The organism is Streptomyces sp. TM32, assembly GCF_004122755.1.
Lineage (GTDB): Bacteria > Actinomycetota > Actinomycetes > Streptomycetales > Streptomycetaceae > Streptomyces > Streptomyces sioyaensis.
Window position 1 is genome coordinate 53,163 of sequence record NZ_SDIG01000003.1, and the last position, 25,400, is coordinate 78,562.

Consider the following 25,400-nt stretch of genomic DNA (forward strand, 5'->3'; position numbering starts at 1 on the left):
GGCGTACGTACGCGTCGCAAACTCATCGGACGGTCAGGAACTGAGGTGGTATTGGGCCCAGGGCTGATGGGACGCCACGGAGTCCTCGTGCGAGGGCGCGAGGGTTCCCCACGGGGCGAGGGTGTTGTCCCATTCGGAGGCGAGGGCGGCCATGTTGTCCGGGACGGACTCCCCGGTCGGCATCGCGCCCGTGTGCCAGGCGGATGCCATCGGGTGCGCCGAGGGCGCGGAATTCCAGGAGGCGGCCGTCTGCTGTGCGGGAATGGTGTATTCGGCTTCATGGACATCGCCGGGGCCGCGCCGATGGCGTCCCGCATGGGTCTCGACCGGCCCCGGATAAAACCGCCCCTGGGCGGAGAGCTGTTGGGCCCGGGTCACCAGGCGGGTGAGATCGAGCCCGAATTCGGTGGCGAGTTCGCGCAAATCCACCCCGGTCTGCCAACTCCCGATGAGCACCGCGTCCATCGCCGGCGACCAGCTCTGTTCCGCTGCGCCCGGGCCGCCACTCTCGCGGGCCGGACCGGTGGGACGCGTTCCGGCAGAGGAGTTCTGGTGGGGATATTCCGCAGCTGCCTCGGGCGCCGGCGGCGTCTCCTCGGACTCCCGCGGTACCGCGGCAGGGGTCGAGGCCGCCAGCAGTTCTTCGGCGACGGCGCGGGCGTCGTCCTTGCCCACCGTGCGCCGGGCGATGCGCACTTCCCGCTCGTTCAAACCGAACAGGCCGGCCACCGCGCCGGTACTGCCCACCGTCACGGCAAACGCCGCCAGCACCCGTGACCGGTCGGCCTGCGCCTCGTCAAGTCTGGCCTGCGCCTCACGCACACGCTCGTCGCCAAGACAAAACGCTTCAGCCAGCACGGCGTTGCGGTCCCACAACTCTCTAGGATCCATACTTATTCAACGCCTCGCCCGCGCTGGTGTCCCGATCTGACTAAATAAAACACCCCAAAGCACCCATCGAACCACCAGATGAAAATCACCCCGGGCGCGCGGCTCCGGGCCGCTCCCCGCCTCTCTTGATCTCATATGCCCTGGCCACACGGCTGCGCTGAGACACCAAGTGGATTGTCGGTGCCGTGCGCTACTGTCTCGATCAGTCGCATTTCCATATGTCCGTGTGTTCATGGGGGGGCCATGACTCGTATTTCCCGTACTTCGTTCCGCGTCGTGGGGACGTTGCTGACCGGCGCCGTGTTGTGTGGCACGGCGGCATGCACGGCGTCCCCGGGCCCGTCCGCGCACCGCTCCGCGCCGGAGGGCTTCCGCGCCGCACCGGTCGCCGCCGTGCAGAAGGCCGTCAACAAGGGCGCCCGGCTCAACTCCGCGTCGTATCGCCTCTCCGGCAGCCTCCCGGGCCAGGGAACCGTCGAGGGCAAGGTGTCGTTCAGCCTCCGCCCGCGGGCCGTCGATATGCGGATGCAGGCCGCCAAGGGCGAGCAGAGGCACGAGTTCTCGGTGCGGCTCGTCGGGGACTCGGTCTATCTCGGCGGGGGCTCGGCCGCGGCCGCCGAGATGGACGGCAAGCACTGGATCAGGTTCGCCATGAAGGGCAAGGGGGCCGGTGGATTCGGGGGGATGCAGCGGCAGGCCGACCAGGACCCGGCGGCGCAGGCGTCGTTGCTTCCGCAGTCCGGTGACGTCACGAAGGTCGGCGAGGAGACCGTCGACGGCGTGCGGACGACGCACTACGCGGGCGCGGTGGAGGTGGCGGATCTGCTCACGAAGCGGGCGCCCAAGAGCGCCCTGGACGCCACGCGCCGCAAGAAGGTGGTGGAGCAGTACCGGCAGCTCGGGGTGCGGAAGCTGCAACTCGACATGTGGATCGGTCCCGATGACCGGACCGTGAAGTTCCGGGAGCGTGCGCAGACGGCCCAGGGGCCGCTGGACCTGACCATCCGGTTCTCCGACGTCAACAAGCCGGTCACGGTCCAGGCGCCGCCGGCTTCGGACACGGTGGACCTGGAGCGAAAGCTGAAGGAGGGCGGCATACTGCCGCACTCCTCCTGACGGACACCTCAGTGCGGCACGGGCTCATCGAGGTGTGGCAGGCCGATCGGGTTGGGGAAGGGGAGCACCTCCGCGGCCAGGATGCGGCGGACCACGGGTTCCAGCGAGTGCAGCATCGCCGCGGTCTGCGCCTCGGGCAGCGAGCGCAGCAGCCGGCCGGCCAGCCGGTCGGTGGCTGCCTCGATGCGTTCCCGTTCCCTCCTGCCGTGTTCGGTCGCGTCGCCGCGTGCGTCCACGAGGTCACGGGCACGCAGCCGGTCCGCCGCGGCGGCCCACTCCTCCTCGCTCCAGCCGCGGTCCTGCCGCATGGTGTCCCCGGGGACGCGGCCGGACGCGGCGGCCAGGACGAGCGCCTCGCATCCGTCGAGCCCCTCATCGGCGAGTACGGCGAGGTGCGCATCGCCTCGGAACTCTCTTACGGCGGTGACCAGTTGCCACAGGCGCTCGACGGGATCGGCGTGGTCGCACAGCGCGCGGTTGGCGGCGAACAGCGGACGTGCGGTGCCCGGTGCGTCGTCGACGATCGCCTGGAGCGGGGGCAGCAGCTCGGCGGCGCGGCCCTCCAGTTCGGGGTCGATCCCGCGCAGTGCCCGGGCCGCACGGCTGCCCCGCTCGTCGAGGACGTGAGCCGGGCTGACGATGCTCCAGGCCGCGGGCAGCGCCCGGGCGACCATCCCCGGTGCGAAGACCCCGAGGACGGCAGTGGCCGCGGCGGGTTCCAGGGCTCCCATGGGAGCCGTGCGGGCCGCGAAATACCCCATCCAGAAGCCCTTGAGGCCCAGGTCCTTGCCCATACCGCGGCAGTGGTCGTCGAAGTAGCAGACCGCATGCAGCGGCTCGGTCAGCAGCCAAAGCGATCGTGCGTGCAGCTCCATGCCCGGCACGCTACCGCTGCCGGAGGCCCGGCGCACCGCATGCACCGCCGTTGCCACCCCCGTCGGACGAGCCCGGCCCGGGAGTGGCGGCCGGGCGGGATGACGCACCCGCCCCGTAGAGAGGATCAGCAGCCATGACCACCCACGCACAGATCATCGACCTCGCCCTGGACCGGATAGTGACGGGCTATGTCTTCCCCCAGCGCGCCGTGGAGGTCGATCAGGCGATCCGCGCCCGGCTGGCGTCCGGTGCGTATGACGCGCTGAGCGGTGCCGCGTTCTGCGCGGCGGTGACCGCGCATCTGCAGGAGGTCTGCCCGGACAAGCACCTCAGACTGCTGTGGCAGGACGAGCCCCGGGCCACCGGGTCCTCGGAGGAGGACGCGGGCCGGGCGGCCTTCCTCGCACTGATGCGGGCCGAGAACCAGGGCATCCGCCGCTGCGAGCAGCTCGACGGCAATATCGGCTATCTGGACGTCCGGTGGATGGCCGACGCCGGGGAAGGTGCCCGCGCGATCGGTGCGGCCATGGAGCTGGTCGCGCACAGCCGGGCTCTCCTTCTCGATCTGCGGGAGTGCCGGGGCGGCTCGCCCGCGGGAGCCGCGATGTGGTGCAGCTATTTCTTCCCCGACGATCAGGTGCACCTCAATGACTTCTACGAGCGCTCCACCGACTCCACCCGGCAGTACTGGACCCTCTCGCACCTGCCCGCGCCGCGTTATCTCTACCGTCCGGTGTACGTCCTCACCAGCGCGACCACCTTCTCGGGCGGGGAGGACGTGGCGTACACCCTGCAGGCGTACGAGCGCGCGGAGGTGATCGGGGAGACGACCCGCGGCGGGGCGCACCCCACCGACCGGTATCCGGTGACGGAGCACATCACGGTCACCGTGCCCACGGCCCGGACCACCAATGCCGTCACGGGCACCAACTGGGAGGGCGTCGGCGTGCGGCCGGATCGCGACGTACCGGCCGACACGGCATTCGAGGTGGCGTACAAGGAGGCACTGGAACGGCAGGCGTAGCGGCCGGTGGGGGGCGATGCGGGGGCGACCGGTGGCGTTCTGTCGTCAGCCGTCGGTGCGGCCGCCTGCTCCGAATCCGGACTGCCAGGCCCACAGATGGGTGCAGTTGGGGCACTGCAGATGCAGCACACTGCCCTTGTTCGACAGGAGGTAGCGCCAGTGGTCCTCACAGGTGCGGCCGTCGAGGCAGGTGCCGCAGTCCTGGTGGTCCTGGCAGCCGGGGCACGGCACCCAGGCCCGGCGGCCGATGTCGGCGGTGGGATCGAGCGGCAGCATGCTCAGGCCCGTCCGGGGCCCGGCAGCACTCCGGCGGAGACCAGCATGTCGTAGGTGGCCTGCTGCTCCGCGTCCAGGTCCGAGTAGAGGAGCCGGTAGGCGTCGGCCTCGCCCTCCATCACCGCGAGGGGGTCCCAGCCGTCACCCAGCGCCGCGACGACTTCGGTGCGCCGCCGGGCCTCGTGTGCGGTGAGGTCGAACTCGACTATGTGCTGGTCCGGGGTGTTGCGGTCGATCATGGTGCGCGTCCCATGCCACTTGCGGATGATTCGGACGTGTTTATCAAGCGAGGCGGCACTGAGGAAGCGTCAGCCTGGAGGCACCCGGAAAACGTCCGGAATGCGGAATGGTTGGTGGCTCAGCGCGAGGAATTGAATACACAGAGGGAAGGGAGAAGTGTGGCGGCAGGGAAAGCGCGGCGGAGGAAAGGGAGGGGAAGCGGAGAGGAAGGGCGCGGCAGAATTCCCGCGCGAGATGGCGGCTGCGTCATGCCGGAGATGTTCGGTAATGCGAGGCTTGCGCGAATTCATCGCGGCCGTGGCGGTCGCCGTATCGGCCGGGCCACCGCGGCGTGGCCTCAGGGCCCGTCCGGCCGCCCTGTGGGCGGCAACCCGGCGGGCGGCGACCCGGTCGGGAGGCGTCGGACCGCGACCGCTGCGGCGTCGTCGCCCAGCCGGCCGTGGGTGTGCGCCAGCAGATCCGCGCGCAGCAGCCGCAGCGCTTGCCGTGGGCTGCAGCCGCTCCAGGCACCCGCGCGCTCGGCCAGTGGGTAGAACTCCCCCGTGCCGTCGCGGGCCTCGGTCACGCCGTCCGTGTAGAGCAGCAGCAGATCCCCGGCCTCGAAGGGGAACGTCTCGACTTCGTAGCCGGGGGCGCCGGTCAGGCCGCCGAGCCCGATCGGCAGGGCGGTCCGCTCCGAGTGCAGGGTGAGGGCCCGTCCGTCGCGCAGCAGCAGCGCGGGCGGGTGGCCGCAATTGATGGTGCGCAGCACGGGCCAGTGGTCGGGGGCATCCAGCAGCAGAACGGTCGCGAAGGTCTCGTCGGTGTCGAGGCCCGAGCCGCCGGCGGGCTCGGGAAGGGGATCCGCGGCTCCGGGGACGGGGCGGTCCTGCGGGTCGGGAGCGGCACCGGGCGCCGGCGCGGCGTCCGGCGCGTGGTCCCACTGGCTGCTGTCCCAGCGCACGGCGCCGTCGAGGTGAATGGCCAGCTTGGGCAGGGTGGCCTGACGGTGGGCGGCGGCCCGGAAGGCGCCGAGGAGAAGGGCCGCGTGGCTGTAGGCGGGGGCTCCCTTGCCCCGGACGTCCCCGATGATCAGCCGGGTACTGGTGGTGGTGCGCGCCGCCGCGAACAGATCGCCGCCCATCTCCGCCTCCTCCTCGGCGGCCAGGTAGAAGGAGGCGATCTCCAAGGGGCCGCTGCGCGCGGGCAGCGGTCTGAGCAGAACCTGCTGGGCGACGGCGGCCACCGAGCGGCTCTGCGTGAGACGCCGCTCGCCACGGTCGCGCGCGACGGTGAAGACCACGACCAGTGCGGAGACGACGATCAGCGCGGCGATCTGGGTTTCGAGATTCTCGGTGAACAGCACATGGCGCGCAATACCGATGAACACCTGGCCGGCCACCGCCAGGGCACCGATCGCCGCCGTCAGCCCGGGCCCGGCGAAGGCCGCGGTGAGCGTGGGCGCCGCGACCAGCAGCGGCCCCAGATGGATCTGGGGCGGCGAGAGGACATCGATCGTGCAGACCGCCACGATGAGCCCGATCGGGATCAGCACCAGGACGTGGCTGAGCTCCCGTCGTCCCTGTAGCTGCGGCAGCCGTTGGAAGGGCATGCCTCATGCTTGCACCCGGGAGGGCTGAATGCCCGGATCGCCCCATCGGGGTGCCGCCTCCTGTGGCGGCCCTTCGCCCCTCCCTTTCACTCTCCTCCCCCGGCCAACCCGTCGCCCCGCTTCCTCACCCCGCCGTCCTCAGGCCGCCCCCGACAGCCACGCCCGACAGGCTCGCTCCGCAGCCCCCTCTACTCCCCGCGCTCCGAAGCCTCCCCCTGCTCCGCCGCCTCCCGCCGCATCGCCGCGACGAGCAGATCGAGCGCGCGCTCGACGGCCGAGCCCGCCATGAGGGGGAGATGCTCCCGTACGCGGTGCAGGCTCGGGTACTCGTCAGCGGGCAGGCTGCCGTACTGCGCCTGCCAGGCCTGCTCGTCCGCCGCGCGCTGGGCGGGTGCCAGCCGCAACACACCGGCGTCCAGGGCCGCATGGCCGAGGGCGGTGTCCACGAGCGCGTGGTAGTGGCGGACGGCGGTGGCCTCGTCGAAGCCCGCCTGGAGCAGCAGGCCCACGCCCGTGTCGACCGCGCGCTGCTCATGGGGCCGGCCCGTGACCCGCACCGTGCTGAACACGGCGATCTGCGGATGGCGCAGCGCGGAACGGTAGGCGCGCAGGCCCAGCTCGCGCAGGTCGGCGGCCCAGTCTCCGCTGGGTCCGAAGCCGGCCATGGACTCGCCGATGAGCCGGTCGGCCAGCGCCAGCAGCAGGTCCTCGGTGTTGCGGAAGTAGCGGTAGACGGCGGAGGGATCGGCGCCGAGGGCTGCGCCGAGCTTGCGCACGGTGAAGGCCTGCGCGCCCTGGGCGTCGATCAGTTCACAGGCGGCGTCGACGATGAGATCGGCGGACAGGACCACTCCCGAACTGGTCGGCCGGCGCCGCTTGCGCTCGGCCGGTACGCGCTCGCTCTCCGTCACGCAGGTCCTCCACAGTGCTCCGTCGCCCGCCCCCGGGCCCCGTGCGGGCCAGTAAATCACCAGGTTATGTCAACACCGTTGACACAAGGATGAACGGACGGTTTCATCGGCGGACATACACGGATCGCCGCGGTGCCGTACCCCGCACCGCACCTCTCTTTCCACGACGCGGCCAGGCCCTGATCCCGGGCCCGGCCCGTGCCGCCCTGCCCCGCCACGCCCGCACCTCCCCCCTGGCCCGGCACCACGTCCGGTCCGGGCAGCCCGTCCAAGGAGTGAGTGCCATGCCTTCCCCCGTGCAGCAGGACCCCGGCCAGCCGAGAATGCGCCGCTCGCTGGGGGTGAAGGACGGCGTGGCCATCGCCGCGTCGAGCACCGCCGCCACCACCAGCATCGGCATCGGGATGGGCTCGCTGGCCGCGTACGCCGGGCGCCAGACGCCCGCCCTGTTGCTGCTCGCCTTCCTCCCCATCCTCGGTATCGCCCTGTCGTACGCGCGACTCAATCGCACCGAGCCGAACTGCGGCAGCGGCTACACCTGGGTGGGCCGGTCCATCGGCCCCTGGCCCGGCTTTCTGACCGGGTGGGTGGTGCTGATCGGTAACGTGATCTTCATGGCGTACACGGGGGCGGTGACCGGCTCCGTCGTGCTCCAGTTCCTCAACAAGCTCGGCCTGCACAGTCTGTGGGGGCTCCGGCTGGATCCGTCCTCGACCGGCATCAGCACCGCCGTCGGCCTGGTCGCGCTGGTCGTCGTCACGGTCACCGCCATCACCGGCGTGCAGGCCGCGACACGGCTGCAGATGTGGCTGCTGGTCTTCGAGTACGCGGTGCTGGTGGTCTTCTGCGGCTACGCCCTCTACATCGGCGACCAGCCGTTCTCGCTGTCCTGGCTCAACCCCTTCGACATCGGCTCACCGCAGGCGCTGGCCCAGGGGATGGTGATCGCGGTCTTCATCTACTGGGGCTGGGATGCCGCGTTCAGCGTCAACGAGGAGACCCGCAACGCCTCCGACGCGGCCCGCGGCGGTCTGATCGCGCTGGTGGTGATGCTGGGGCTGTTCCTGATCGGTGCGCTCGCGTTCCAGCGGGTGATGAGCACCGGCGAACTCATGCACAACGGTCCGCAGGCACTGACCTTCCTCGGCAGCTCCCTGGCACCGGAACCCTGGGCCTCACTGCCCCTGGCGGCCCTGATGTGCTCCGCCTTCGCCTCGCTCCAGTCGAGCGTGATCCCCACGGCCCGGGGCGCGTTGGCGATGGCCCGCGACCGGACGCTGGGCCCGGTGTGGCAGCGCGTGCATCCGCGCTACGGCTCGCCCGCCGTCGGCACCCTCGTGATCATGGCGCTCGCGGCGCTGCTGGCCGTGCTTGCGGTCGGTATCCCCAAGCTCAACGACATGATCCTCACCGCGGTCAACTCCATCGGCCTGACAGTGGCCCTCTACTACGGGCTGACCGCGCTCGCCTGCGCGGTGCGCTTCCGCAGCAGCCTGCGTGACGGGGTGGTGCGCGCGCTACGGGACGTGGTCGTCCCGGCGGCGAGCGCGCTGACCCTTTTCGGGCTCGGTGGTTACCTCGTCTGGGACTACGCGACCATGAGCGACCACTTCGAGGCCAGTCCGGACAACGGCTGGTTCATGCTGCTGCTCCCCGCGCTGTTCATCCTGCTGGGCCTGGCCACCGCCGCCTGGGCCAAGTGGGTGCGCCGCGCCCCGTACTTCCGCACCGGGCAGGGGACGGACGCCGACGCGCTCACCCTGCCGATGGACGGGGACGCCGGCGGCCCGCTGCCGCGCCCCGTGGAGAGCTGACCGCCGCGCCCCGTGGAGACCACACCGCCCGCACGGCCCCCGCCCGCACCCCTGCGACGACCGCACCACACACCCCACACCACTGGAGCAGCAACCTCATGGATCTCAGCACCACCGTGCACCCCGAACCCGGGCCGGACACCGCCTCCACCGGATCCCACCGTGACCACCGCGCCGACCTCGTCTTCCGCTCCGGCCCCGTGCACACCGTCGACTCCGCGCGGACCCGGGCGAGCGCGGTGGCGGTCCGCGGAGACCGGATCATCGCCGTCGGGCACGACACGGCGGTGCGCGAACTGATCGGGCCCCGTACGGAGGTCGTCGATCTGGGCGGCAAGCTGCTGATCCCCGGCTTCCAGGACGCCCATGTCCATCCGGTCGGCGGCGGGCTGGAGTTGGCGCTGTGCGATCTGAGCGCGGCGGAGACCGCCGCGGCGTACCGCGAGCTGATCAGCGCGTATGCGGCAGCGCATCCACAGGCTCCGTGGGTGACGGGCGGCGGCTGGTCCCTGGAGGCGTTCCCCGGCGGGATGCCGACCCGGGAGTTCCTGGACGAGCTCGTCCCCGACCGCCCGGTGTTCCTCGTCAACCGTGATCACCACGGCGCCTGGGCCAACAGCTGCGCACTGGAGCGGGCCGGGATCACCGCCGGTACGCCGGACCCGGCCGACGGGCGCATCGAGCGGGACGCCGACGGCCGCCCGACCGGCATGCTGCAGGAGGGGGCCATGGGGCTGGTGGGTGACCTGGTGCCGGAACCCACCCTCGCCGAGCGGACCGCCGGCCTGCTCAGGGCGCAGCGTCTGCTGCACGGGTACGGGGTGACCGCCTGGCAGGACGCGATGCTGGGCCACGCTCCGGGGATGTCCGACGTCACTCCCGCCTACGTGGCCGCCCGCAGCGAGGGGAAGCTCACCGCACGGGTGCGGGGGGCACTGTGGTGGGAGCGGGACCGCGGAGTGGAGCAGATCCCCGAACTGCTGGCCCGGCGGGCGGAGTTGACGGGCGGACGGCTGCAGGCGACCAGCGTCAAGATCATGCAGGACGGGATCGCCGAGAACCACACGGCCGCCATGCTCAGCCCCTACCTCACCGCCTGCGGCTGCGCCTCCGGCAACAGCGGCATCTCCTTCATCGACCCCGCTGAGCTGCGCACCTACGTCACCCGCCTGGACGCGGAAGGCTTCCAGGTGCACTTCCACGCCCTGGGCGACCGGGCGGTACGCGAGGCGCTGGACGCGGTGGAGGCGGCTCGGCGGACGAACGGCCGGACCGACACCCGGCCGCACCTCGCGCATCTCCAGGTGGTCCACCCCGAGGACGTACCGCGCTTCCGCCGGCTCGGCGCGACCGCGAACATCCAGGCGCTCTGGGCGGCCCACGAACCGCAGATGGACGAGCTGACGATCCCCTTCCTGGGCGCCCAACGGGCCGCCTGGCAGTACCCGTTCGGCGATCTGCTGCGCTCGGGCGCCACCCTCGCGGCAGGCAGCGACTGGCCGGTCAGCTCCCCCGACCCGATCGCCGCGCTGCATGTCGCGGCCAACCGCCGGACCCCGGACGCCCCGGACTCGGCACCGGCCTTCCTGCCCGAACAGCGCATCGACCTGGGTGCGGCGCTCGCCGCGTACACGGCCGGCAGCGCCTACGCCAACCACCTCGACGACACCGGCACCATCCGGCCCGGCATGCTGGCCGACCTGGCCGTCCTCGACCGCGACCCGTTCGACGGCCCCGAGGACGAGATCGCCGCGACCCGTGTGCTGGAGACCTTCGTCGGGGGCCGTCGGGTGTACGCGGCCGACGACGCCTGAGGCAAACGGCACGGCCGGGGCCCCACGCCCCGGCCGTGCGCGGTGCCCCTGCGGGATGCCCGGCGGACCGACCTCGCCCTCCCGCCGGGGCCGGCCCGCGGCGTGCGCCGCGCCCCTACCCGCTCACCCGCTCACTCGATGACGAGCTCGACGTCGATGTTGCCGCGGGTGGCCTTGGAGTACGGGCAGAACTCGTGCGTCGCCTCGACCAGCTTCCGCCCGGTCTCGCCCGCGAGGGTCTCGGGCAGCTCCACCCGCATGACGACGCCGAGGCCGAAGCCGGTGCCGTCCTTGCCGATCGAGACCTCGGCGGTGACCGAGACGTCCTTGGTGTCGATCTTCATCTGGCGGCCGACATTGCTCATCGCGCTGGCGAAGCAGGCCGCATAGCCGGCGGCGAAGAGCTGCTCCGGGTTCGTGCCCGCGCCGTTGCCGCCGAGCTCGGGGGGCATGGCCAGGTCGAGGTCGATCCGGCCGTCGGAGCTGACGGCCCGTCCCTCACGGCCGTTGGCGGTGGCGACAGCGGTGTACAGCGCGTCCATCACGGTTCCCTTCGTGGCACGGCGGCCGTTTCCCGGCCGCCCGATGGGCACTACAGTCGCACACATCTAAATTGTGCGCAACTAAGTTGTGCGCAATTAAATAACCCGGGGCGAGCTAACCTGGTCCCATGACCCCTACGACCAGGCCTCCGGTGCCCGACGCCGAACTGCTTCGCCTCGACCACCAGGTCTGCTTCTCGCTGCACGCCGCCTCGCGCGCCTTCGGCGGCGTCTACCGGGACGCCCTCAAGGACCTGGGCCTGACCTACCCCCAGTACCTGGTCATGCTGGTCCTGTGGGAACACGGCCCCCGGCCGGTCAAGGCCATCGGCGAGCAGCTGCGGCTGGATTCCGGCACCCTCTCCCCGCTGCTGAAGCGACTGGAGTCGGCCGGCCTGGTACGGCGCGAACGGAGCACCGAGGACGAGCGCTCGGTCACCATCCACCTCACGCCCGCCGGCGACGAGCTGCGCACCCAGGCCCTGCCGGTCCCGCGCAGAATGCTGGCCGCGACCGGCCTCACCATCGAGGAACTGCGCACGCTCCAGGGCCTGTTGGCGCGGGTGACCAGCGCCCTCGACGAGGCCTGAGCCCACCGCTCCCCCGAGTCCGCCGGCATCCGGCCCGTACCTCTCGACGGTCCGCGGCGTTACGTACGTAGGTGCTTTCCGCGGCATCCGCAAGGCGAGGGACGGACGCCTTGCCCACCTTGGTGCGCTCATCACCCCATTGAGCTACCAAGGTTGGGGAGTCATCAGGACAAAGGCGTATAAAGGGTGGTCAAACCAGCCGGAGCCGCCGGTGAAGTCCCGCCCACGACGCGGTTGGCAGCATCGCCTACGACAAGGAGGAGCGCCAGGTGAATGCGGCAGAAGTTGTCACCACCATGCTGGTCCAACGGTTCGGGGTCTCCTCGGGCGACATCACCGACGGGACTCCGCTGCGCAGCCTGCGGCTGGACTCCCTGGCACTGGAAGAGCTCCGCGTCCTCATCGAGGAGCGGCTGGACATCGACCTCGATGAGGTGTCGCTGACCCCGAGGAACACCGTGGGCCAGCTGGTGGCGGCCGTCGACGGCAAAGTTCCGGCATGACGGGCCGCCAGGAGCCGTTTTCCGCGGCCGTCACAGGACTGGGACTGGTCACCGCGGCGGGCGTCGGCGCGAAGGCCACGTGGCACTCCGTCACCCAGGACACGGCGCCCACCGGAGTGGCGCGCCACGAGGAACTCGCCGATCTGCCCTGCGACTTCATGTACACCGTGCCGGATCTGGACACCCTCGGGCTGCTCGGCGTGGCCACCCAGCGGCTGATGGACCGTTTCTCGCAGCTGGCGGTCATCGCCGCCCGGGAGGCCGTCTCCGATGCCGGACTCGACACGGAATCCTGGGACAGCAGCCGCGTCGCGGTGGTCATCGGCTCCGCGCACGGCGGGCTGCCGTTCTACGACCAGCAGCATGTGGCGATGGCCGGGCGCGGCGCCCGGCGGGTCTCGCCCAAGCTCGCCCCGCTCACCGTCGTCAACAGCGCCGCCAGCAGTGTCTGCACGGATCTCGGTGCCCACGGCCCCAGCCTGGGCGTGGCCACGGCCTGCTCCTCCGGCACCGTCGCGCTGGGCACCGCGCACCAGCTGCTGCGCGCCGGGGTCTGCGACATCGCCATCGCCGGCGGGGCGGAGTCGGTGCTGTCCCGGCTGCTGATCGCCAGCGCCTGCCAGATGAAGGCGGTCTCCACCCGCCGCGACGACCCGGCCGCGGCCTGCCGCCCCTTCGACGCGCACCGGGACGGCTTCGTGGTCGGCGAGGGCGCCGGGCTCCTGGTGCTGGAGCGCCCCGAGCACGCCCGGGCACGCCGGGCGCCCGTCCGCGCACACCTCCGCGGATACGGCGCGTCCAGCGACGCCTACGCCGCGGTGGCCCCGGACCCCGAGGGCAACGGCATCGAGCGGGCGCTGCGTACCGCGCTGGCGGACGCCGGGGTGCAGCCGGGCGACGTCGGGCACGTCAACGCGCACGGGACCTCGACGGTGGTCAATGACCGCATCGAGGCCGTCATGCTGCACCGGGTGCTCGGCGATCATCCCCTGGTCACCTCGACGAAGGCGATGACCGGGCACGCCCTGGGCGCCGCCGGCGGCATCGAGACCGCACTCACCGTGCTCGCCCTGGAGCAGCAGCTGGTGCCGCCGACCGCCAACCTCGACGTGCCGGATCCGCGGATCCCGATCGACATCGTGCGCAAGGAGGCCCGGCAGGCGGCCTTCGACTGTGCGGTCAAGACATCGCTCGGCTTCGGCGGCCACAATGCCGCGCTGGTACTGACCCGCTAGGGCCGGTCTTTCGGATCCGCCCGGATCAGGCCACGGCCCCGGGGTGACCCGAGCGAGCCGCCCTGGACCGCCCATCGGCGCGCATTCCCGCCGGTCCCCGAGAAGGAATCTGCCATGTCCGAGGAAATGATCCGCACCCTGTCGGTGTGCGGGCTGTCCTATTCCTACCGACGGCTGCGGCAGCCGGCGCGGACCACCGAGCCCGTGCTGGTACTGGGCGGCGCGCTGCAGGGGATGTTCGGCTGGGCGCAGATGGAAGATCACGTGGGGCCGGTGGCGGATGTGGTGACCGCCGACCTGCCGGGCATGGGGAACGCCGATCCGCTCCCGGCGGGGCCGAGCATCGATGTCGTGTGCGCGGCGATCGAGCGGATCATCGACGACCTGGACGTTCCGCGGGTCAATCTCTTCGGCTTCTCCTACGGCGCGGGCCTGGCGTACGGGTGCGCCCGGCGGTTCCCCGGGCGGATCGCACGCCTCGCCCTCGGCGGGGTTCCGGCCCACATCAGCGAGGCGCAGGTGGAGCTGTGGCGGCGGGCTTCCGACCACCTCTTGGACGGCGACACCGAGTCCTTCGCCACCCTCGTCGCCGAGGGGCTGATGTGTCTCGACACCCGGCGGCACGTCGTCCACCGTGAGCTGGCGTACCGCTACGTCAGGCGCTCGATGCTGCACGCGGCCCGGAACTCGCGGCACACCGTCGAAGCACTGAACCGCGGGCTCCTGGACCGCCCTGACTTCTCCGGCGGGCTGGCCGGCGTCCCCACCCTCGTCTTCAGCGGCGAGCACGACACGGTGACCTCGCCGGCCCGACAGCGTGCGTTCGCGGCCACCATCCCGGGCAGCCGCTTTCTGACGATTCCCGACGCCGATCACTGGGTGGTGCTCGAACGCCCGCAGGAGGTCGGGGACTTGGCCGCACGGTTCTTCACCGATGGGCCGCTGAGCTCGGCACCCTGCCTCGCGCCGGTGGTGCGCAGGGAGCCGTCCGCGGCCGATCCGGCGTGTGCGTGAGCCACGGAGACGGATACATCCCCTTGCGGCTATATAACCGCCGAGGCATGCTGGGGTCATGTCCATACCGTTCGACGTTCTCGCCGAGCCGAGCCGGCGCAAGATCCTCGACCTGCTCCTGGAGCGGCCGCGCCTGGTCGGCGAGCTCACCGAGCAGCTCGGACTGAGCCAGCCCGGCACCTCCAAGCATCTGCGGGTGCTCCGCGAGGCCGGACTCGTCCGGGTCCGGCAGGACGCCCAGCGCCGCTGGTACGAGCTCCGGCCCGAACCCCTGGCGGAGCTGGACGCCTGGCTCGCCCACTACCGGCATCTGTGGGCCGGGAGCCTTGACGCCCTGGAACGGCATCTCGACGCCATGGAGGACGACCCCCGATGAACCCGCACTCCGACTCCCTCACCACCTCCGACGGCCGCACCGCGCTGCGCATGGAGCGCAGGCTCGCCCATCCGCCCGCGAAGGTCTGGTCGGCGATCACCGACCCGGCACAGATCGGGCAGTGGTTCCCCGCCGAGGTCACCGTGGAACTCCGGCCGGGCGGGGCGATGACCTTCGTCATGCCGGGCGTCAGCGGGATCGCCATGACCGGCACGGTCACCGACGCCGACGAGCCCCGGCTCTTCGCCTTCACCTGGGGAGAGGACCACCTGCGCTGGGAGATCACCCCGGACGGGGAGGGCTCGCTGCTGACCTTGGTGCACACCTTCGGCGACCGCTTCGGCGGCGCCAGCTTCGCCTCCGGCTGGCATCTGTGCCTCACCGCGCTGTCACAGCTCCTCGACGGCGCCCCGACCGCCATGGAGCGCGATACCGGCGAGCTGCACGAGGCGTACGTCGAGCAGTTCGATCTCGGGCACGGCGTGGTCGAGGACACCGCGGACGGCCCGCGGGTCCGCTTCGAGCGTCAGCTCGTCAAGCCCGCCGAGACGGTCTGGGCCGCGCTGACCTCGGGCGCGGAGCCCACGGCCGGCGCACCGGCACCGGAGGGCTTCACCGCCGGCGCCGCGACGGCCGGGCCCGTCACCGAGGTACGGGCGCCGTCGGTGCTCGCCTACCGCTGGCATCCGCAGGGCACGGTCCGCTGGGAGCTGGGCCGGGGCACCGGCCACGGCGCCCGGCTCGTCCTCACCCAGACCGGCCCGCCGGGTTTCGACACGGCCGCCGCGCTGGAGGCCTGGCACGACCGCATCGAGCGCCTCGCCGCGCGGCTGCTGGCCGACTGACCTTCCGCCGACATTCCGCATTTCCCCGCCTCGCTCCGTCGCGCCCCCTGTGGATTCCGCAGGGGGCGCGAGCGATGGCGCACTCGGCGGTCGGTCCGGGCCTCCGCTTCCCGCCGCGGAAAGCCTCTTCCCCGTGTGAGCCAGGCAACTTTGCGGGGCTCCGGAGAAGCCTTTGACGTCCGTGCCGCGTGATGCACGGCACGCGACGTACGTCACGTACGAGGGCCGCTAGTCGGCGCCCTTCCCGGCATTACTGCATAGCGCGTTCTTTATAAGGGACATCTCGCCCGATCTCACGAAGATAGGTAGTACAAAGCATCATTGCCACCATCCAGGGCTCGCGTTAACCATGTTCCGCGTAGCACCGAGAACGAGCCTGCGGACTCAGCCAGAGCGGCGGAACGCGGCCATGACCCTCGGTTCTCACGCGCCAACCAAAGGCCGCCTCCCCCGCCACCAAGCCCTGGAAGAGGTCATATCCGCATGCCTGGTTTCACCCTGCCCCGCGCCGTCCGTACGACCCGCATCACCCGCACCCACAAGATCTCCGCGGCAGTGGTGGCGTCCGCGAGCTGCGCCGCCGCCCTGGCGCTCACCGCGGCGCCGAGCAACGCCGAGACCACTGCCGCCCACGCGCCGGCCGCGGTGAAGCCGGTCAGCGCCAACGGCCTGCCGCTCACCGCGAAGGACCGGGCCGACGACGGCAAGAAGGACCAGCAGCTCGCCTCGTCCCTCGCCACCGGCCTCAAGGTCACCGCCGTCGCGAAGCAGGGCCACGCGGCCAAGCAGGCCGCCGACCGGTCCGCCGACCGCAAGGTCATCGCCGCGCCGAAGGCCGCCGCTCCCAAGGCCGCTCCCAAGGCCGCCCACAAGGCCGCGCCGAAGGCCGCCAAGCGCTACGCGAACAACCTCGACGGCTGGATCCGCGAGTCGCTCGACATCATGAAGTCCAAGCGCATACCGGGTTCCTACGAGGGCCTGCACCGCAACATCATGCGGGAGTCCAGCGGCAACCCGAACGCCGTCAACGACTGGGACATCAATGCCATCAACGGCATCCCGTCCAAGGGCCTGCTGCAGGTGATCCAGCCCACCTTCGACACGTACCACGTCTCGGGTACGCCCCATAAGCTCACCGACCCGGTCGCCAACATCACCGCCGCGGCCAACTACGCGGCGCACCGCTACGGCTCGATCGACAACGTCAACTCGGCGTACTGAGCCGGCGGGACACGACCGTGCGGACGGTCGGAGCCGACTGAGACGGGTGCCGCGCAGGCGGCCCCAGGCATGGCAACGGCAGTGGCCCTGCCCGCAACTCGCGGGTGGGGCCATTGCCGTTGCCGCTGCCGTGGTGCGTGGGCGCCCGTCAGTAGCGGTCCCGGCTCACCGGAGCGCCGAAGAGGGCGTCGAGGACCTGCTCGGCCACGCGAAGTCCCTCCCGTTCCTTGGCAGTGAGGTGATGGTGGTGACGGTGGCCATCGGCCGGTGCCGCGGCCACGGGGCCGGCGGCGAGGAAGCCCGTGACGAGAAGACCGGTGAGAACGACGGAAAGACGACGGAGCATGAGCACTTCCCTACGGTGAGTGCGGACAGTGTGCGGTGTCACCCTCCGGGAGCGGAGGGCCCGTAGTCATGCGACAGCCCCGGACGCTGCTGCGAACGGCCCAGCGGCACCGCCGTATCGCCGTATCCCAGGCGCACCAACGGCCGAGCGGACGCCGCGCCTCCGCCCCGTCGTGCGCCTGTGACGGCGGGCCGCGCCCCGGCCGCGAATCGGCCGCGAACCGGCGGCGAATCGGCCGCGAATCAGCCGTGAGTCGGGCCACAATTACCGCCCTTTCCGGGCCCGGACACCGTGCCCCTCGCCACATTTGAGGAATCCCGGCGCGCTCCGCGGGTCCGTCGTCCGGATAAATCGGCGACCACCGGCGGGTAAAGCGGTACCGCGGAACCCTAATTCCGGTGTGAGCCAGGCAACTTATGGCCAGGGCTCCAGGGGTCTTTACCGCCGCTCTCGGGTGACCCGACGCACGCGACGTATGTCACTTACGAGTCTGCCTAGTCGACAGCGCGCGGCCATTGCGGGTCAACGGAGCCAGAAACGCTTATCACTTCAGGGCTGCGGGTTTCTCTCACGAAGATGAGTAGTACAGAGCACCATTGCCTCAATTCGGGGCGGACGTTAACCATGGATTCCGACGCGCTGAGAGCGAGTTTGCGATTCACGCCGCACGGCGAACGCAGCGAAGACCTCCGGTTCGTCTCGCGCCGCCAAAGAAGGCCGCCTCCCCGTCCCCGGTACCTGGAAGAGGTCACTCTGCATGCCCAGCTTCACCCTGCCCCGCGCTGCCCGTATCACCCGCATCACCCGCACCCACAAGATCGCCGTGGCCGTTCTGGCCGCCGCGGGTGCCACCTCGGGCCTGGCCCTCACCTCGGCTCCGGACGCCGCTCAGGCCGCTTCTGAGCACGCTCCGGCCGTGGTCCAGCCGGTCGGTGCGAAGGGCCAGCCGGCGAAGGCCGACAACGCCAAGCCCAGCCGCGCGGTGACCGCCTCGGTCGCCGACCGCGTGAAGGTCAGCGGCGTCGCGAAGCAGCACAGCGCCCTGCAGGCCGCCAACCGCTCCGCCGAGCGCAAGGCCGTCAAGGACTACCCGAACAACCTGGACGGCTGGATCCGCCAGTCCCTGGACATCATGAAGGCCAAGGGCATCCCGGGCTCCTACGAGGGCCTGCACCGCAACATCATGCGGGAGTCCAGCGGCAACCCGAACGCCGTGAACGGCTGGGACGTCAACGCCGCCAACGGCATACCGTCCAAGGGCCTGCTGCAGGTGATCCAGCCCACGTTCGACCAGTACCACGTGGCCGGCACCGCCAATAAGCTCACCGACCCGGTCGCCAACATCACCGCCGCGGCCAACTACGCGGCCGACCGCTACGGCTCGATCGACAACGTCGACTCCGCCTACTGAGCCGACCCGACCGAAGAGCCGTCGCCCACGCACCGAGGCCGGACCGGCCGGATGAGGCAACGGGTATGACGGACCCCACAAGCGAGCCGACAGGCTCTGCACAAGGCAGCTTGCGAAGCGGCGGAATGGCGCGTTCGCCGCTGCGCGGTGAAGCGGGTCCCGGCACAGCCGGGGCCCGCTTCGCTCTGCCCTCGGACGGGTACTCGGACCGGGACCCGGCGACCGCTTCCGGCCGCCAGACGGGTGAGATGCGAGGCCGGTCGGCGGACTGACGGCCTGTTGGGCCTTAGCGTCAGGCAGTTCTGCGTATAAGTCTCTTATCGGCAGGATTCTGCTCAAAAGCTGCCGAACCTGACTCAACCGAAGGCCTTCGGAGGCATGCGATGCCCTTGCGCAGATCCGGTCCGGCCCGCCGTACTGTCCCTATTGCGGCCGGAACTCTTGTCTCTCTTCTCTCCGTGCTGCCGCTCGCGCTGTCCGGCGCCGCCACGGCGCAGGATGCCGGGAAGAGACCCGCCCACCCCGACCAGGACTGGATGGGGTCCACCATCGTGGCCCATGAGGGCACCCTCCGGGCCGGTGGCCTCGAACCGCGGGCGTCCTACAGAAGGGGCGTGTCCGGCGTCGATGTCTCCAGCCACAACCACAACGTCGGCTGGTCAGGACTGCGCAGGTCCGGGGTGCGGTTCGCCTACGTCAAGGCCACCGAGGGGACCAACTACACGAACCCCTACTTCGCGCAGCAGTACAGGGGCTCGTACAAATCCGGCATGATCCACGGCGCGTACCACTTCGCGCTGCCCGACCACTCCAGCGGCGGTTCCCAGGCGGAGTACTTCGCCGACCACGGCGGCGACTGGTCCCGGGACGGCAGGACGCTGCCCGGCGCCCTCGACATGGAGTACAACCCCTACGGCGCGACCTGCTACGGCAAGAGCCACAAGGCGATGGTCAGCTGGATCCACGACTTCGTGCAGACCTACCGGGAGGAGACCGGCCGCTACCCGGTCATCTACACCTCCACCAACTGGTGGAAGCGGTGCACCGGCAACTCCGGCAAGTTCGGCCGGACGAATCCGCTGTGGATCCCGCGCTACGGCTCCTCCGTCGGCAAACTGCCCCACGGCTGGAACTACCACAGCATCTGGCAGCACACCTCCTCCGGTCACCCGGTGGGCGACCGCAACCGCTTCAACGGTACGTACAGCCGCCTCAAGGTCCTCGCGAACGGCCGCTGAGCCCGTACGCCCTGCTACCCCCGGCCGGCCCCCGGCGCCCTCCGCGGCGCCGGGGACCGGCCTTTCGTCGTACCCCTGTCGTACCCCTTGCGCCCCTGCCGCCACAGCATTCACGGAAACCCCTTGTTTCGGCATCTCAACTCGGCCAGAAAAAAGGGAATTCACGTCTGCGGTGCAACCATCCTTGGCCGGCCGGTGTCCAACACTTCGCAACGACCACGCAAGGCACTGCACCCAACGGGGGTATCCACATGAAGCGTTCACGTGCCATCGCAGGATCGGCAATCCTGGCCGTGGCGGGAATCGCCACGATGGCGACGGCCACCACCGCAACCGCCGCGCCGAAGGCCGCCGCGTACAACGGAGTCTGCGGAAGCAGCTACCGCGTCGTGAATTCCGTACCGGTCACCGGAAAGGGGACCGTGTACCTGACGTACAGCGCAAAGACCGGAAAGAACTGTGTCGTGACGGTGCGGAACAAGACCGGTAAGGCCGTACAGATGTCCGCCTATATCACGGCCTCCAACGGCAGTTCTCCGTGGGTGGACGACAGCGGTAAGTACACCGCCTACGCCGGTCCCGTCTATCTGCCCGGGAAGGGCATCTGCGTGGACTGGGGCGGCTCGATCGAGTCGGTCAGCGTCAGCGTCTCCGGCTCCAACTGCGGCCGGTTCGCGGCCGGTGCGGTGACGCACCACTGAGTCGGGTGTGGTGACGCACCACTGCATCACTGGTCGTGACTCACCGCTGGATCACTGGGGGTGACGCACCACTGAGTCACTCACTGCGGCGGGTTCCGGGCGACGCATGCCCGGGGCCCGCTGTCGGCGTGCCTGAGAAGGCGGACAGCACTCGGCGGCCCCATCCCCCTTGTGGCGACCGGGAGTTCGGCCGACAGCAGGCTGTTCCTCGGCAGTCACTCCGCACACCGGGCCCGGTGTTCGGCCTCCGCGGTGGCGGCGATGTTGCGGGCCATGCCGCCGAACACCACGGCGTGGAAGGGCGAGACGGCCCACCAGTACGCATGGCCGGTCAGTCCGTGCGGGTGGAACAGGGCCCGCTGGCCGTAGCGCGTCCGGCCCTGGGCGTCGCGGCCGACGGTCAGTTCCAGCCAGGCCAGCCCGGGCAGCCGCATCTCGGCGCGCAGCCGCAGCAGGCGCCCCGGGTCGACCTCCTCGACGCGCCAGAAGTCGAGCGAGTCACCGACCCGCAGCCGGCGGGCGTCCCGTCTGCCCCGGCGCAGCCCCACCCCGCCGACCAGCCGGTCCAGCCAGCCGCGTACCGCCCAGGCGAGCGGGAAGGAGTACCAGCCGTTGTCGCCGCCGATGCCCTCGACCACCCGCCACAGCGCCTCGGGCGGCGCGTCCACGGTCCGCTCCCGCCGGTCGGTGTAGAGGCTGCCGCCGGCCCAGTCGGGGTCGGTGGGCAGGGGGTCGCTCGGCGCGCCGGGCACCGCGGCGTTCGACCAGCGGGTGGCGACCTCGGCGTCCCGCACCCGGCGCAGCGCCAGTCGCAGCGCCTCGTCGAAGGCGATGGGGTGGCCCGGCGGGTCCGGATCGGGGACGTAGCGGGCGATGTCGTGCTCGCGGCAGACCACCTCGTACCGCAGCGATTCGGCCAGGGGACGGGCCAGGCCGGGCGGTACGGGCGTGACGAGGCCGATCCAGAGGCTCGACAGGCGCGGGGTGAGCATCGGCACCGGCAGGATCAGCCGTTCGGGCAGCCCGGCGACGTGCGCGTAGCGCTGCATCATGGCGCGATAGGTGAGCACGTCGGGTCCGCCGATGTCGAAGGCGCGGCTGACGTCGTCGGGCAGGCGGGCACAGCCCACCAGGTAGCGCAGCACGTCGCGGACGGCGACCGGCTGGATGCGGGTGCGCACCCAGCTGGGGGTGACCATGACCGGCAGCCGCTCGGTCAGATAGCGCAGCATCTCGAACGAGGCAGAGCCGGAGCCGATGATGACCGCGGCGCGCAGCACGGCGGTGGGGACGCCGGACGCCAGCAGGATGTCCGCGACCTCGGCACGGGAACGTAGATGGGGTGACAGGTCCTGCTCGGGGATGCCCACCGGGGCGAGGCCGCCGAGGTAGACGATCCGGCGCACTCCGGCGGCGCGGGCCTGCCGGGCGAAGATCTGCGCGGCCTCGCGGTCGGTGTCCTCGAACCGCCGACCGCTGCCCAGGGCGTGCACCAGGTAGTACGCGATGTCGACGCCGTCCATGGCGGTGGCCACCGAGTCGGCGTCGGTGACATCGCCGCGCAGCACCTCCGTGTGCGCCGCCCAGGGATGGTCGCGCAGCTTCTCGGGGGTCCTGGCCAGCGCGCGTACGGCGTACCCGGCCGTGAGCAGCTCGGGGATCAGACGGCCGCCGATGTAGCCGGTGGCACCAGTGACCAGGGCGCGGGGGTGCGCCCCCGGCCGCGCGGGAAACTCGCCTGCGCCGGACATCTGCACGGCCTCCTCGGGCGAGTAGCGGGTCGATGCCTTGCGACGCCGAGTGTGTCACCGGTGCCACGACGAGGCAGCACGGCACCTACGAGGCATCACTACCCCCTAGGCCCGTGGCCCGCCCGAGCGTGACCGGGCGTCGCGGCAGGTGTCGCGGCGTGGCTCGGGCCGCCGTTCACGCTCACGGCCGGCGCCCCGCCCGGCTGCCGGGCCACCGCCACACTCGTGGCCATGGCCCTGCTCCTGGCAGCAGGGCGGCTCAGCGTCCGCATCACGGCTCGGGTCCAGGCCCAGCATGTCCATCAACATCGACAGGTCGTCCGCGTTCCGCGCATGGCCGGCCAGTGCCTTCCTGGCGAGCCGTCGTTCCTCGTCACACGGCACGGCGCGCGGCGCGGCGTCTTCGGCACTGCGGTGTTCATCGCTCACCGCTGCATTCTCAGCCGGACCGCGACGCCGTGCCCGTCGAGCGGGCCGACGGCAGTTCCGGGGAATTTCCGCGAGGCCACTGCGCCACACGGGTGGGCGGGCACCTCCGGCGTGCGGCGACGACGCGGGACCCTCCGCCGCTGCGCGCCGCGGCAGGAGCCGTCCGTTTCCCGTGGCGATGCCGCTGGGCCCCCGGACACCGGGTCAGCACGGCGCCGGCGGGCTTCCGGCAGCCGGGAATGCACGGCCGCACCGGCCCCTACCCCGGCAGCGGGCGCCCTGCCGGGCTCCCTGATGCAGATCCCCCGGGACGGGACGATGCTGGAGTCGTGGGGGATCGTGGTGAGGAGGACGACTCATGTCCATGATGGACAAGATCAAGAGCATGCTGAAGGGCCACGAAAGCCAGACCGACAAGGGCGTCGAAAAGGCCGGCGACATGGTCGACGACAAGACCCAGGGCAAGTACAAGGGCCAGGTCGACACGGGCCAGGAGAAGCTCAGGGACGAGTTCGGCGGCGGACCGGGCCAGGACAAGCCACCGCAGCCCTGAGCGGCCCGCCCGGCGGCGGTCACATTCCACCGTTCCGTCGTACGCCGCACGGATGAGCACCGCGCCGTCCGGCCGGTCCGCGCCCGGTGCCCCGGCACTTACGGGGTGCCGGTGGACGGGGCCGATGGGGTGAGGCCGGCGCCGTACCGCACGCGACGGTGCCCGCCCCGGGATCGGGAGCGGGCACCGAGGGGCGGGGCCGCGAACTACGCCAGCCGGATCTTCTCCGCCTGGGGGCCCTTGTGCCCCTGGGTGACCTCGAAGGTCACCTTCTGGCCCTCTTGCAGCTCGCGGAAGCCCGTGGCGTCGATGTTCGAGTAGTGCGCGAAGACGTCGGCGCCGCCGCCGTCCTGGGCGATAAAGCCGAAGCCTTTCTCCGAGTTGAACCACTTCACCGTGCCGGAAGCCATGTCCGTCTCCTTCGTTCAATGGGCTTGAGTCGGCTTCCGCGTGCTGCGGAACCCGGAGGTGATCGCCCTGGTCCGGAGACGCGCTACACAGCAAGGACGCCCGTGAATGCGACACGGGCGTCCGGCACTTCGGAACCACGACAGCTGATCAGGACGCTACACCGAGCAACCCCCGGCAGCCCGCACAACCATGACGGACGCGTCGCCCTTCACCGGCCAAGGCCATCGCGTGTCCTCCGTATCCCTGACCGATCGGACGGGTGTGCGACGGCCCGGCGGTGCGGGCGGAGACCTCAGTCGGACTCCCCGCTCACGCCCACGCTTTCGCTCTCCTTCCCGCCTCCGCTCTCGTTCCCGCTCCCGGTCTCGCTCGCGATCCCTCTCTCGCGCAGCTTGCGCCGGCGCCACCACACCCCGGTACCGAGGCCCGCGACGGCGACGAGCCCGATGGCCGACAGCATCCACCAGTACCGCCCCTGCCGTCCGGCGTCCGTCTGCGTCCCGATCGCCGCCTTGTGCAGGGGCAGGCCAGGCTGCCGCTGATCGGGGGAATGCTCCGCTCCGCCGTCGGCGTCGCCGGGCCTCCAGGCGGGGAGCGCCCCGACGGGCGTGGTGCGCGGGGCCGCCTCGAACCCCCAGTCCAGCAGGGTGCGGGTTTCCTCGTAGACGGCGTTCGGGGCCCCGGATTGCGGGTTCATGACGGTGACCAGCAGCGTCCGCCCGTGGCGCCGGGCCGCGGCGATCAGGGTGTTGCCGGCGTGGCTGGTGTAGCCGTTCTTCACCCCGATCAGCCCGTCGTACGGCCGGACGCCGTGTGAGCCGACCAGCAGCCGGTTGGTGTTCTGGATGCCGAACGAGTCCGGGCCGCCGTCCATGGGAAGTTGCGCCTTCTTCGTCGCCGCGAAGTGGGCGAAGTCCGGGTTGTTCAGACCGGCCCGCCCGAAGAGCGTCAGGTCGTAGGCCGAGGAGACCTGGCCCGGCGTGTCGAACCCGTCGGCCGATTCCACCCGCGTGTCGCGGGCGCCGAGGCGGTACGCGGTCTCCTGCATGTCGTCGATGGTCTTGTTCCAGCCGCCGTTCATGGCGGCCAGGGTGTGGACGGCATCGCTGCCCGAGCGCAGGAAGACGCCACGCCACAGGTCATCGACGTGGTACGGCATGTCCTCCTTGAGGCCGGCGAGCGAACTCCCGGCCTCGATACCGGACAGGTCCGCCAGCGAGACGGTGTGCACCTCCCCCTGGCCGAACTTCGGCAGCACCGTCACGGCGAAGAGCGTCTTGAGGGTGCTGGCGGGCGGCAGGGGCCGGTGGGCGTTCTTGGCCGCCAGGACCTTGCCGCTCGCCATGTCCGTCACCATCCAGGACAGGGCGGAGACATCCGGTGGCTCGGGCACGTCCGCCCGGGGCAGGAACTGCACTCCGCGCCGGTCCAGCCCGTTCTCGGCAACTGCCGGATCGACCAGGTGCGCTCCGGGCCGCAGGTCGTCGATGCCGTTCGGGCCATCGGCGGCTGCCTGGCCGGGCACGGCACACAGGCCGGCGGCACAAAGGGTGGCGGTGGTGGCGACTCTGACGGGGACCCAACTCACGCGAGACATGTGGCCACGCTAAAAACGACCCGGGCGTGGCGCCGTCTGGCATACGCCATCCGATATGCGGGCGCCCCGACTGCCGTACGCGGC

General features: G+C 71.1%; 27 protein-coding genes. 15 read left to right on the forward strand and 12 right to left on the reverse strand.

Annotation, left to right across the window (positions count from 1 at the left end; translation table 11 throughout):
- Nucleotides 1-33 precede the first annotated feature (33 nt).
- A complete protein-coding gene (locus EST92_RS01435) occupies nucleotides 34-876 on the reverse strand; it encodes a hypothetical protein (RefSeq protein WP_129279167.1) in 843 nt (280 codons plus the stop codon).
- A 258-nt stretch (nucleotides 877-1,134) separates the two neighbouring features.
- Here EST92_RS01435 and EST92_RS01440 point away from each other — a divergent pair, with 258 nt between their 5' ends.
- Complete coding sequence (locus EST92_RS01440) at nucleotides 1,135-2,007, forward strand: hypothetical protein (protein WP_254068386.1); 873 nt, start codon at nucleotides 1,135-1,137, stop codon at nucleotides 2,005-2,007.
- An 8-nt stretch (nucleotides 2,008-2,015) separates the two neighbouring features.
- Here EST92_RS01440 and EST92_RS01445 read toward each other — a convergent pair whose 3' ends face one another.
- A complete protein-coding gene (locus tag EST92_RS01445; protein WP_129279168.1) occupies nucleotides 2,016-2,882 on the reverse strand; it encodes a hypothetical protein in 867 nt (288 codons plus the stop codon).
- A 134-nt stretch (nucleotides 2,883-3,016) separates the two neighbouring features.
- On the opposite strand from EST92_RS01445, the gene EST92_RS01450 reads away from it, so the two are divergent.
- A complete protein-coding gene (locus tag EST92_RS01450) occupies nucleotides 3,017-3,907 on the forward strand; it encodes a S41 family peptidase (protein WP_129279169.1) in 891 nt (296 codons plus the stop codon).
- 45 nt (nucleotides 3,908-3,952) lie between these two features.
- Here the strand turns inward: EST92_RS01450 and EST92_RS01455 are convergent, their stop codons facing one another.
- The 4 genes from EST92_RS01455 to EST92_RS01470 form a co-directional block, all read right to left on the reverse strand.
- The gene (locus EST92_RS01455; protein ID WP_129279170.1) at nucleotides 3,953-4,183 is read right to left on the reverse strand and encodes a hypothetical protein; all 231 of its coding nucleotides are present in this window, start codon (nucleotides 4,181-4,183) and stop codon (nucleotides 3,953-3,955) included.
- A gap of 2 nt (nucleotides 4,184-4,185) precedes the next feature.
- The gene (locus tag EST92_RS01460) at nucleotides 4,186-4,422 is read right to left on the reverse strand and encodes a DUF6400 family protein (protein WP_129279171.1); all 237 of its coding nucleotides are present in this window, start codon (nucleotides 4,420-4,422) and stop codon (nucleotides 4,186-4,188) included.
- A 338-nt stretch (nucleotides 4,423-4,760) separates the two neighbouring features.
- Nucleotides 4,761-6,014, reverse strand: coding sequence for a PP2C family protein-serine/threonine phosphatase (locus EST92_RS01465; protein WP_254068388.1), 1,254 nt, complete (start codon nucleotides 6,012-6,014; stop codon nucleotides 4,761-4,763).
- A gap of 188 nt (nucleotides 6,015-6,202) precedes the next feature.
- On the reverse strand, nucleotides 6,203-6,925 hold the full coding sequence (locus tag EST92_RS01470) for a helix-turn-helix domain-containing protein (RefSeq protein ID WP_129279172.1): 723 nt from the start codon (nucleotides 6,923-6,925) through the stop codon (nucleotides 6,203-6,205).
- Nucleotides 6,926-7,209: 284 nt separating this feature from the next.
- Here EST92_RS01470 and EST92_RS01475 point away from each other — a divergent pair, with 284 nt between their 5' ends.
- Both EST92_RS01475 and EST92_RS01480 read left to right on the forward strand, forming a co-directional pair.
- Nucleotides 7,210-8,739, forward strand: coding sequence for an APC family permease (locus tag EST92_RS01475; protein ID WP_254068390.1), 1,530 nt, complete (start codon nucleotides 7,210-7,212; stop codon nucleotides 8,737-8,739).
- A 98-nt stretch (nucleotides 8,740-8,837) separates the two neighbouring features.
- Nucleotides 8,838-10,553, forward strand: a complete 1,716-nt coding sequence (locus tag EST92_RS01480) for an amidohydrolase (RefSeq protein ID WP_129279173.1) — start codon at nucleotides 8,838-8,840, stop codon at nucleotides 10,551-10,553.
- Between the two features lie 131 nt (nucleotides 10,554-10,684).
- Here the strand turns inward: EST92_RS01480 and EST92_RS01485 are convergent, their stop codons facing one another.
- On the reverse strand, nucleotides 10,685-11,095 hold the full coding sequence (locus EST92_RS01485; RefSeq protein WP_129279174.1) for an organic hydroperoxide resistance protein: 411 nt from the start codon (nucleotides 11,093-11,095) through the stop codon (nucleotides 10,685-10,687).
- Between the two features lie 128 nt (nucleotides 11,096-11,223).
- Here EST92_RS01485 and EST92_RS01490 point away from each other — a divergent pair, with 128 nt between their 5' ends.
- The 7 genes from EST92_RS01490 (at nucleotide 11,224) to EST92_RS01520 (ending at nucleotide 16,879) form a co-directional block, all read left to right on the forward strand.
- Complete coding sequence (locus tag EST92_RS01490) at nucleotides 11,224-11,685, forward strand: MarR family transcriptional regulator (RefSeq protein ID WP_129279175.1); 462 nt, start codon at nucleotides 11,224-11,226, stop codon at nucleotides 11,683-11,685.
- 296 nt (nucleotides 11,686-11,981) lie between these two features.
- Nucleotides 11,982-12,188: an acyl carrier protein gene (locus EST92_RS01495; protein ID WP_129249265.1), complete on the forward strand. Its 207-nt coding sequence runs from the start codon at nucleotides 11,982-11,984 to the stop codon at nucleotides 12,186-12,188.
- Nucleotides 12,185-13,423 carry a beta-ketoacyl-[acyl-carrier-protein] synthase family protein gene (locus EST92_RS01500; protein WP_129279176.1) on the forward strand — a complete coding sequence of 413 codons (1,239 nt, stop codon included), beginning with the start codon at nucleotides 12,185-12,187 and terminating at the stop codon, nucleotides 13,421-13,423. The genes EST92_RS01495 and EST92_RS01500 overlap by 4 nt, the downstream gene beginning before the upstream one ends.
- 114 nt (nucleotides 13,424-13,537) lie before the next feature.
- Nucleotides 13,538-14,437, forward strand: coding sequence for an alpha/beta fold hydrolase (locus tag EST92_RS01505; protein ID WP_129279177.1), 900 nt, complete (start codon nucleotides 13,538-13,540; stop codon nucleotides 14,435-14,437).
- A gap of 58 nt (nucleotides 14,438-14,495) precedes the next feature.
- On the forward strand, nucleotides 14,496-14,813 hold the full coding sequence (locus EST92_RS01510; protein ID WP_096211845.1) for a metalloregulator ArsR/SmtB family transcription factor: 318 nt from the start codon (nucleotides 14,496-14,498) through the stop codon (nucleotides 14,811-14,813).
- Complete coding sequence (locus EST92_RS01515) at nucleotides 14,810-15,658, forward strand: SRPBCC family protein (protein WP_129279178.1); 849 nt, start codon at nucleotides 14,810-14,812, stop codon at nucleotides 15,656-15,658. Before EST92_RS01510 ends, EST92_RS01515 begins: the two co-directional genes overlap by 4 nt.
- A gap of 483 nt (nucleotides 15,659-16,141) precedes the next feature.
- Nucleotides 16,142-16,879, forward strand: coding sequence for a transglycosylase SLT domain-containing protein (locus tag EST92_RS01520; protein WP_129279179.1), 738 nt, complete (start codon nucleotides 16,142-16,144; stop codon nucleotides 16,877-16,879).
- A gap of 148 nt (nucleotides 16,880-17,027) precedes the next feature.
- On the opposite strand, the gene EST92_RS01525 is transcribed toward EST92_RS01520, so the two are convergent.
- A complete protein-coding gene (locus EST92_RS01525; RefSeq protein WP_129279180.1) occupies nucleotides 17,028-17,225 on the reverse strand; it encodes a hypothetical protein in 198 nt (65 codons plus the stop codon).
- Nucleotides 17,226-17,982: 757 nt separating this feature from the next.
- Here EST92_RS01525 and EST92_RS01530 point away from each other — a divergent pair.
- The 3 genes from EST92_RS01530 to EST92_RS01540 all read left to right on the forward strand — a co-directional run bounded on the left by EST92_RS01530 (nucleotide 17,983) and on the right by EST92_RS01540 (nucleotide 20,575).
- Nucleotides 17,983-18,636, forward strand: coding sequence for a transglycosylase SLT domain-containing protein (locus EST92_RS01530; protein WP_129249228.1), 654 nt, complete (start codon nucleotides 17,983-17,985; stop codon nucleotides 18,634-18,636).
- A gap of 383 nt (nucleotides 18,637-19,019) precedes the next feature.
- Complete coding sequence (locus EST92_RS01535; RefSeq protein ID WP_129279181.1) at nucleotides 19,020-19,874, forward strand: lysozyme; 855 nt, start codon at nucleotides 19,020-19,022, stop codon at nucleotides 19,872-19,874.
- Nucleotides 19,875-20,125: 251 nt separating this feature from the next.
- Nucleotides 20,126-20,575 (forward strand): spore-associated protein A, encoded by a 450-nt coding sequence (locus EST92_RS01540; RefSeq protein ID WP_174243894.1) that lies wholly within the window; start codon nucleotides 20,126-20,128, stop codon nucleotides 20,573-20,575.
- Between the two features lie 215 nt (nucleotides 20,576-20,790).
- Here EST92_RS01540 and EST92_RS01545 read toward each other — a convergent pair whose 3' ends face one another.
- Nucleotides 20,791-22,326: an SDR family oxidoreductase gene (locus tag EST92_RS01545; RefSeq protein WP_129279182.1), complete on the reverse strand. Its 1,536-nt coding sequence runs from the start codon at nucleotides 22,324-22,326 to the stop codon at nucleotides 20,791-20,793.
- Nucleotides 22,327-22,431: 105 nt separating this feature from the next.
- A complete protein-coding gene (locus EST92_RS01550) occupies nucleotides 22,432-22,755 on the reverse strand; it encodes a hypothetical protein (protein WP_129279183.1) in 324 nt (107 codons plus the stop codon).
- 358 nt (nucleotides 22,756-23,113) lie between these two features.
- Between EST92_RS01550 and EST92_RS01555 the strand changes: the two genes are divergently transcribed.
- Entirely contained in the window at nucleotides 23,114-23,308 is a 195-nt protein-coding gene (locus EST92_RS01555; protein ID WP_129279184.1) for an antitoxin, read from the forward strand.
- Nucleotides 23,309-23,514: 206 nt separating this feature from the next.
- Here the strand turns inward: EST92_RS01555 and EST92_RS01560 are convergent, their stop codons facing one another.
- Nucleotides 23,515-23,718: a cold-shock protein gene (locus EST92_RS01560; RefSeq protein WP_006601696.1), complete on the reverse strand. Its 204-nt coding sequence runs from the start codon at nucleotides 23,716-23,718 to the stop codon at nucleotides 23,515-23,517.
- 293 nt (nucleotides 23,719-24,011) lie between these two features.
- The gene (locus tag EST92_RS01565; protein ID WP_254068392.1) at nucleotides 24,012-25,316 is read right to left on the reverse strand and encodes a serine hydrolase; all 1,305 of its coding nucleotides are present in this window, start codon (nucleotides 25,314-25,316) and stop codon (nucleotides 24,012-24,014) included.
- Between the last annotated feature and the right edge of the window lie 84 nt (nucleotides 25,317-25,400).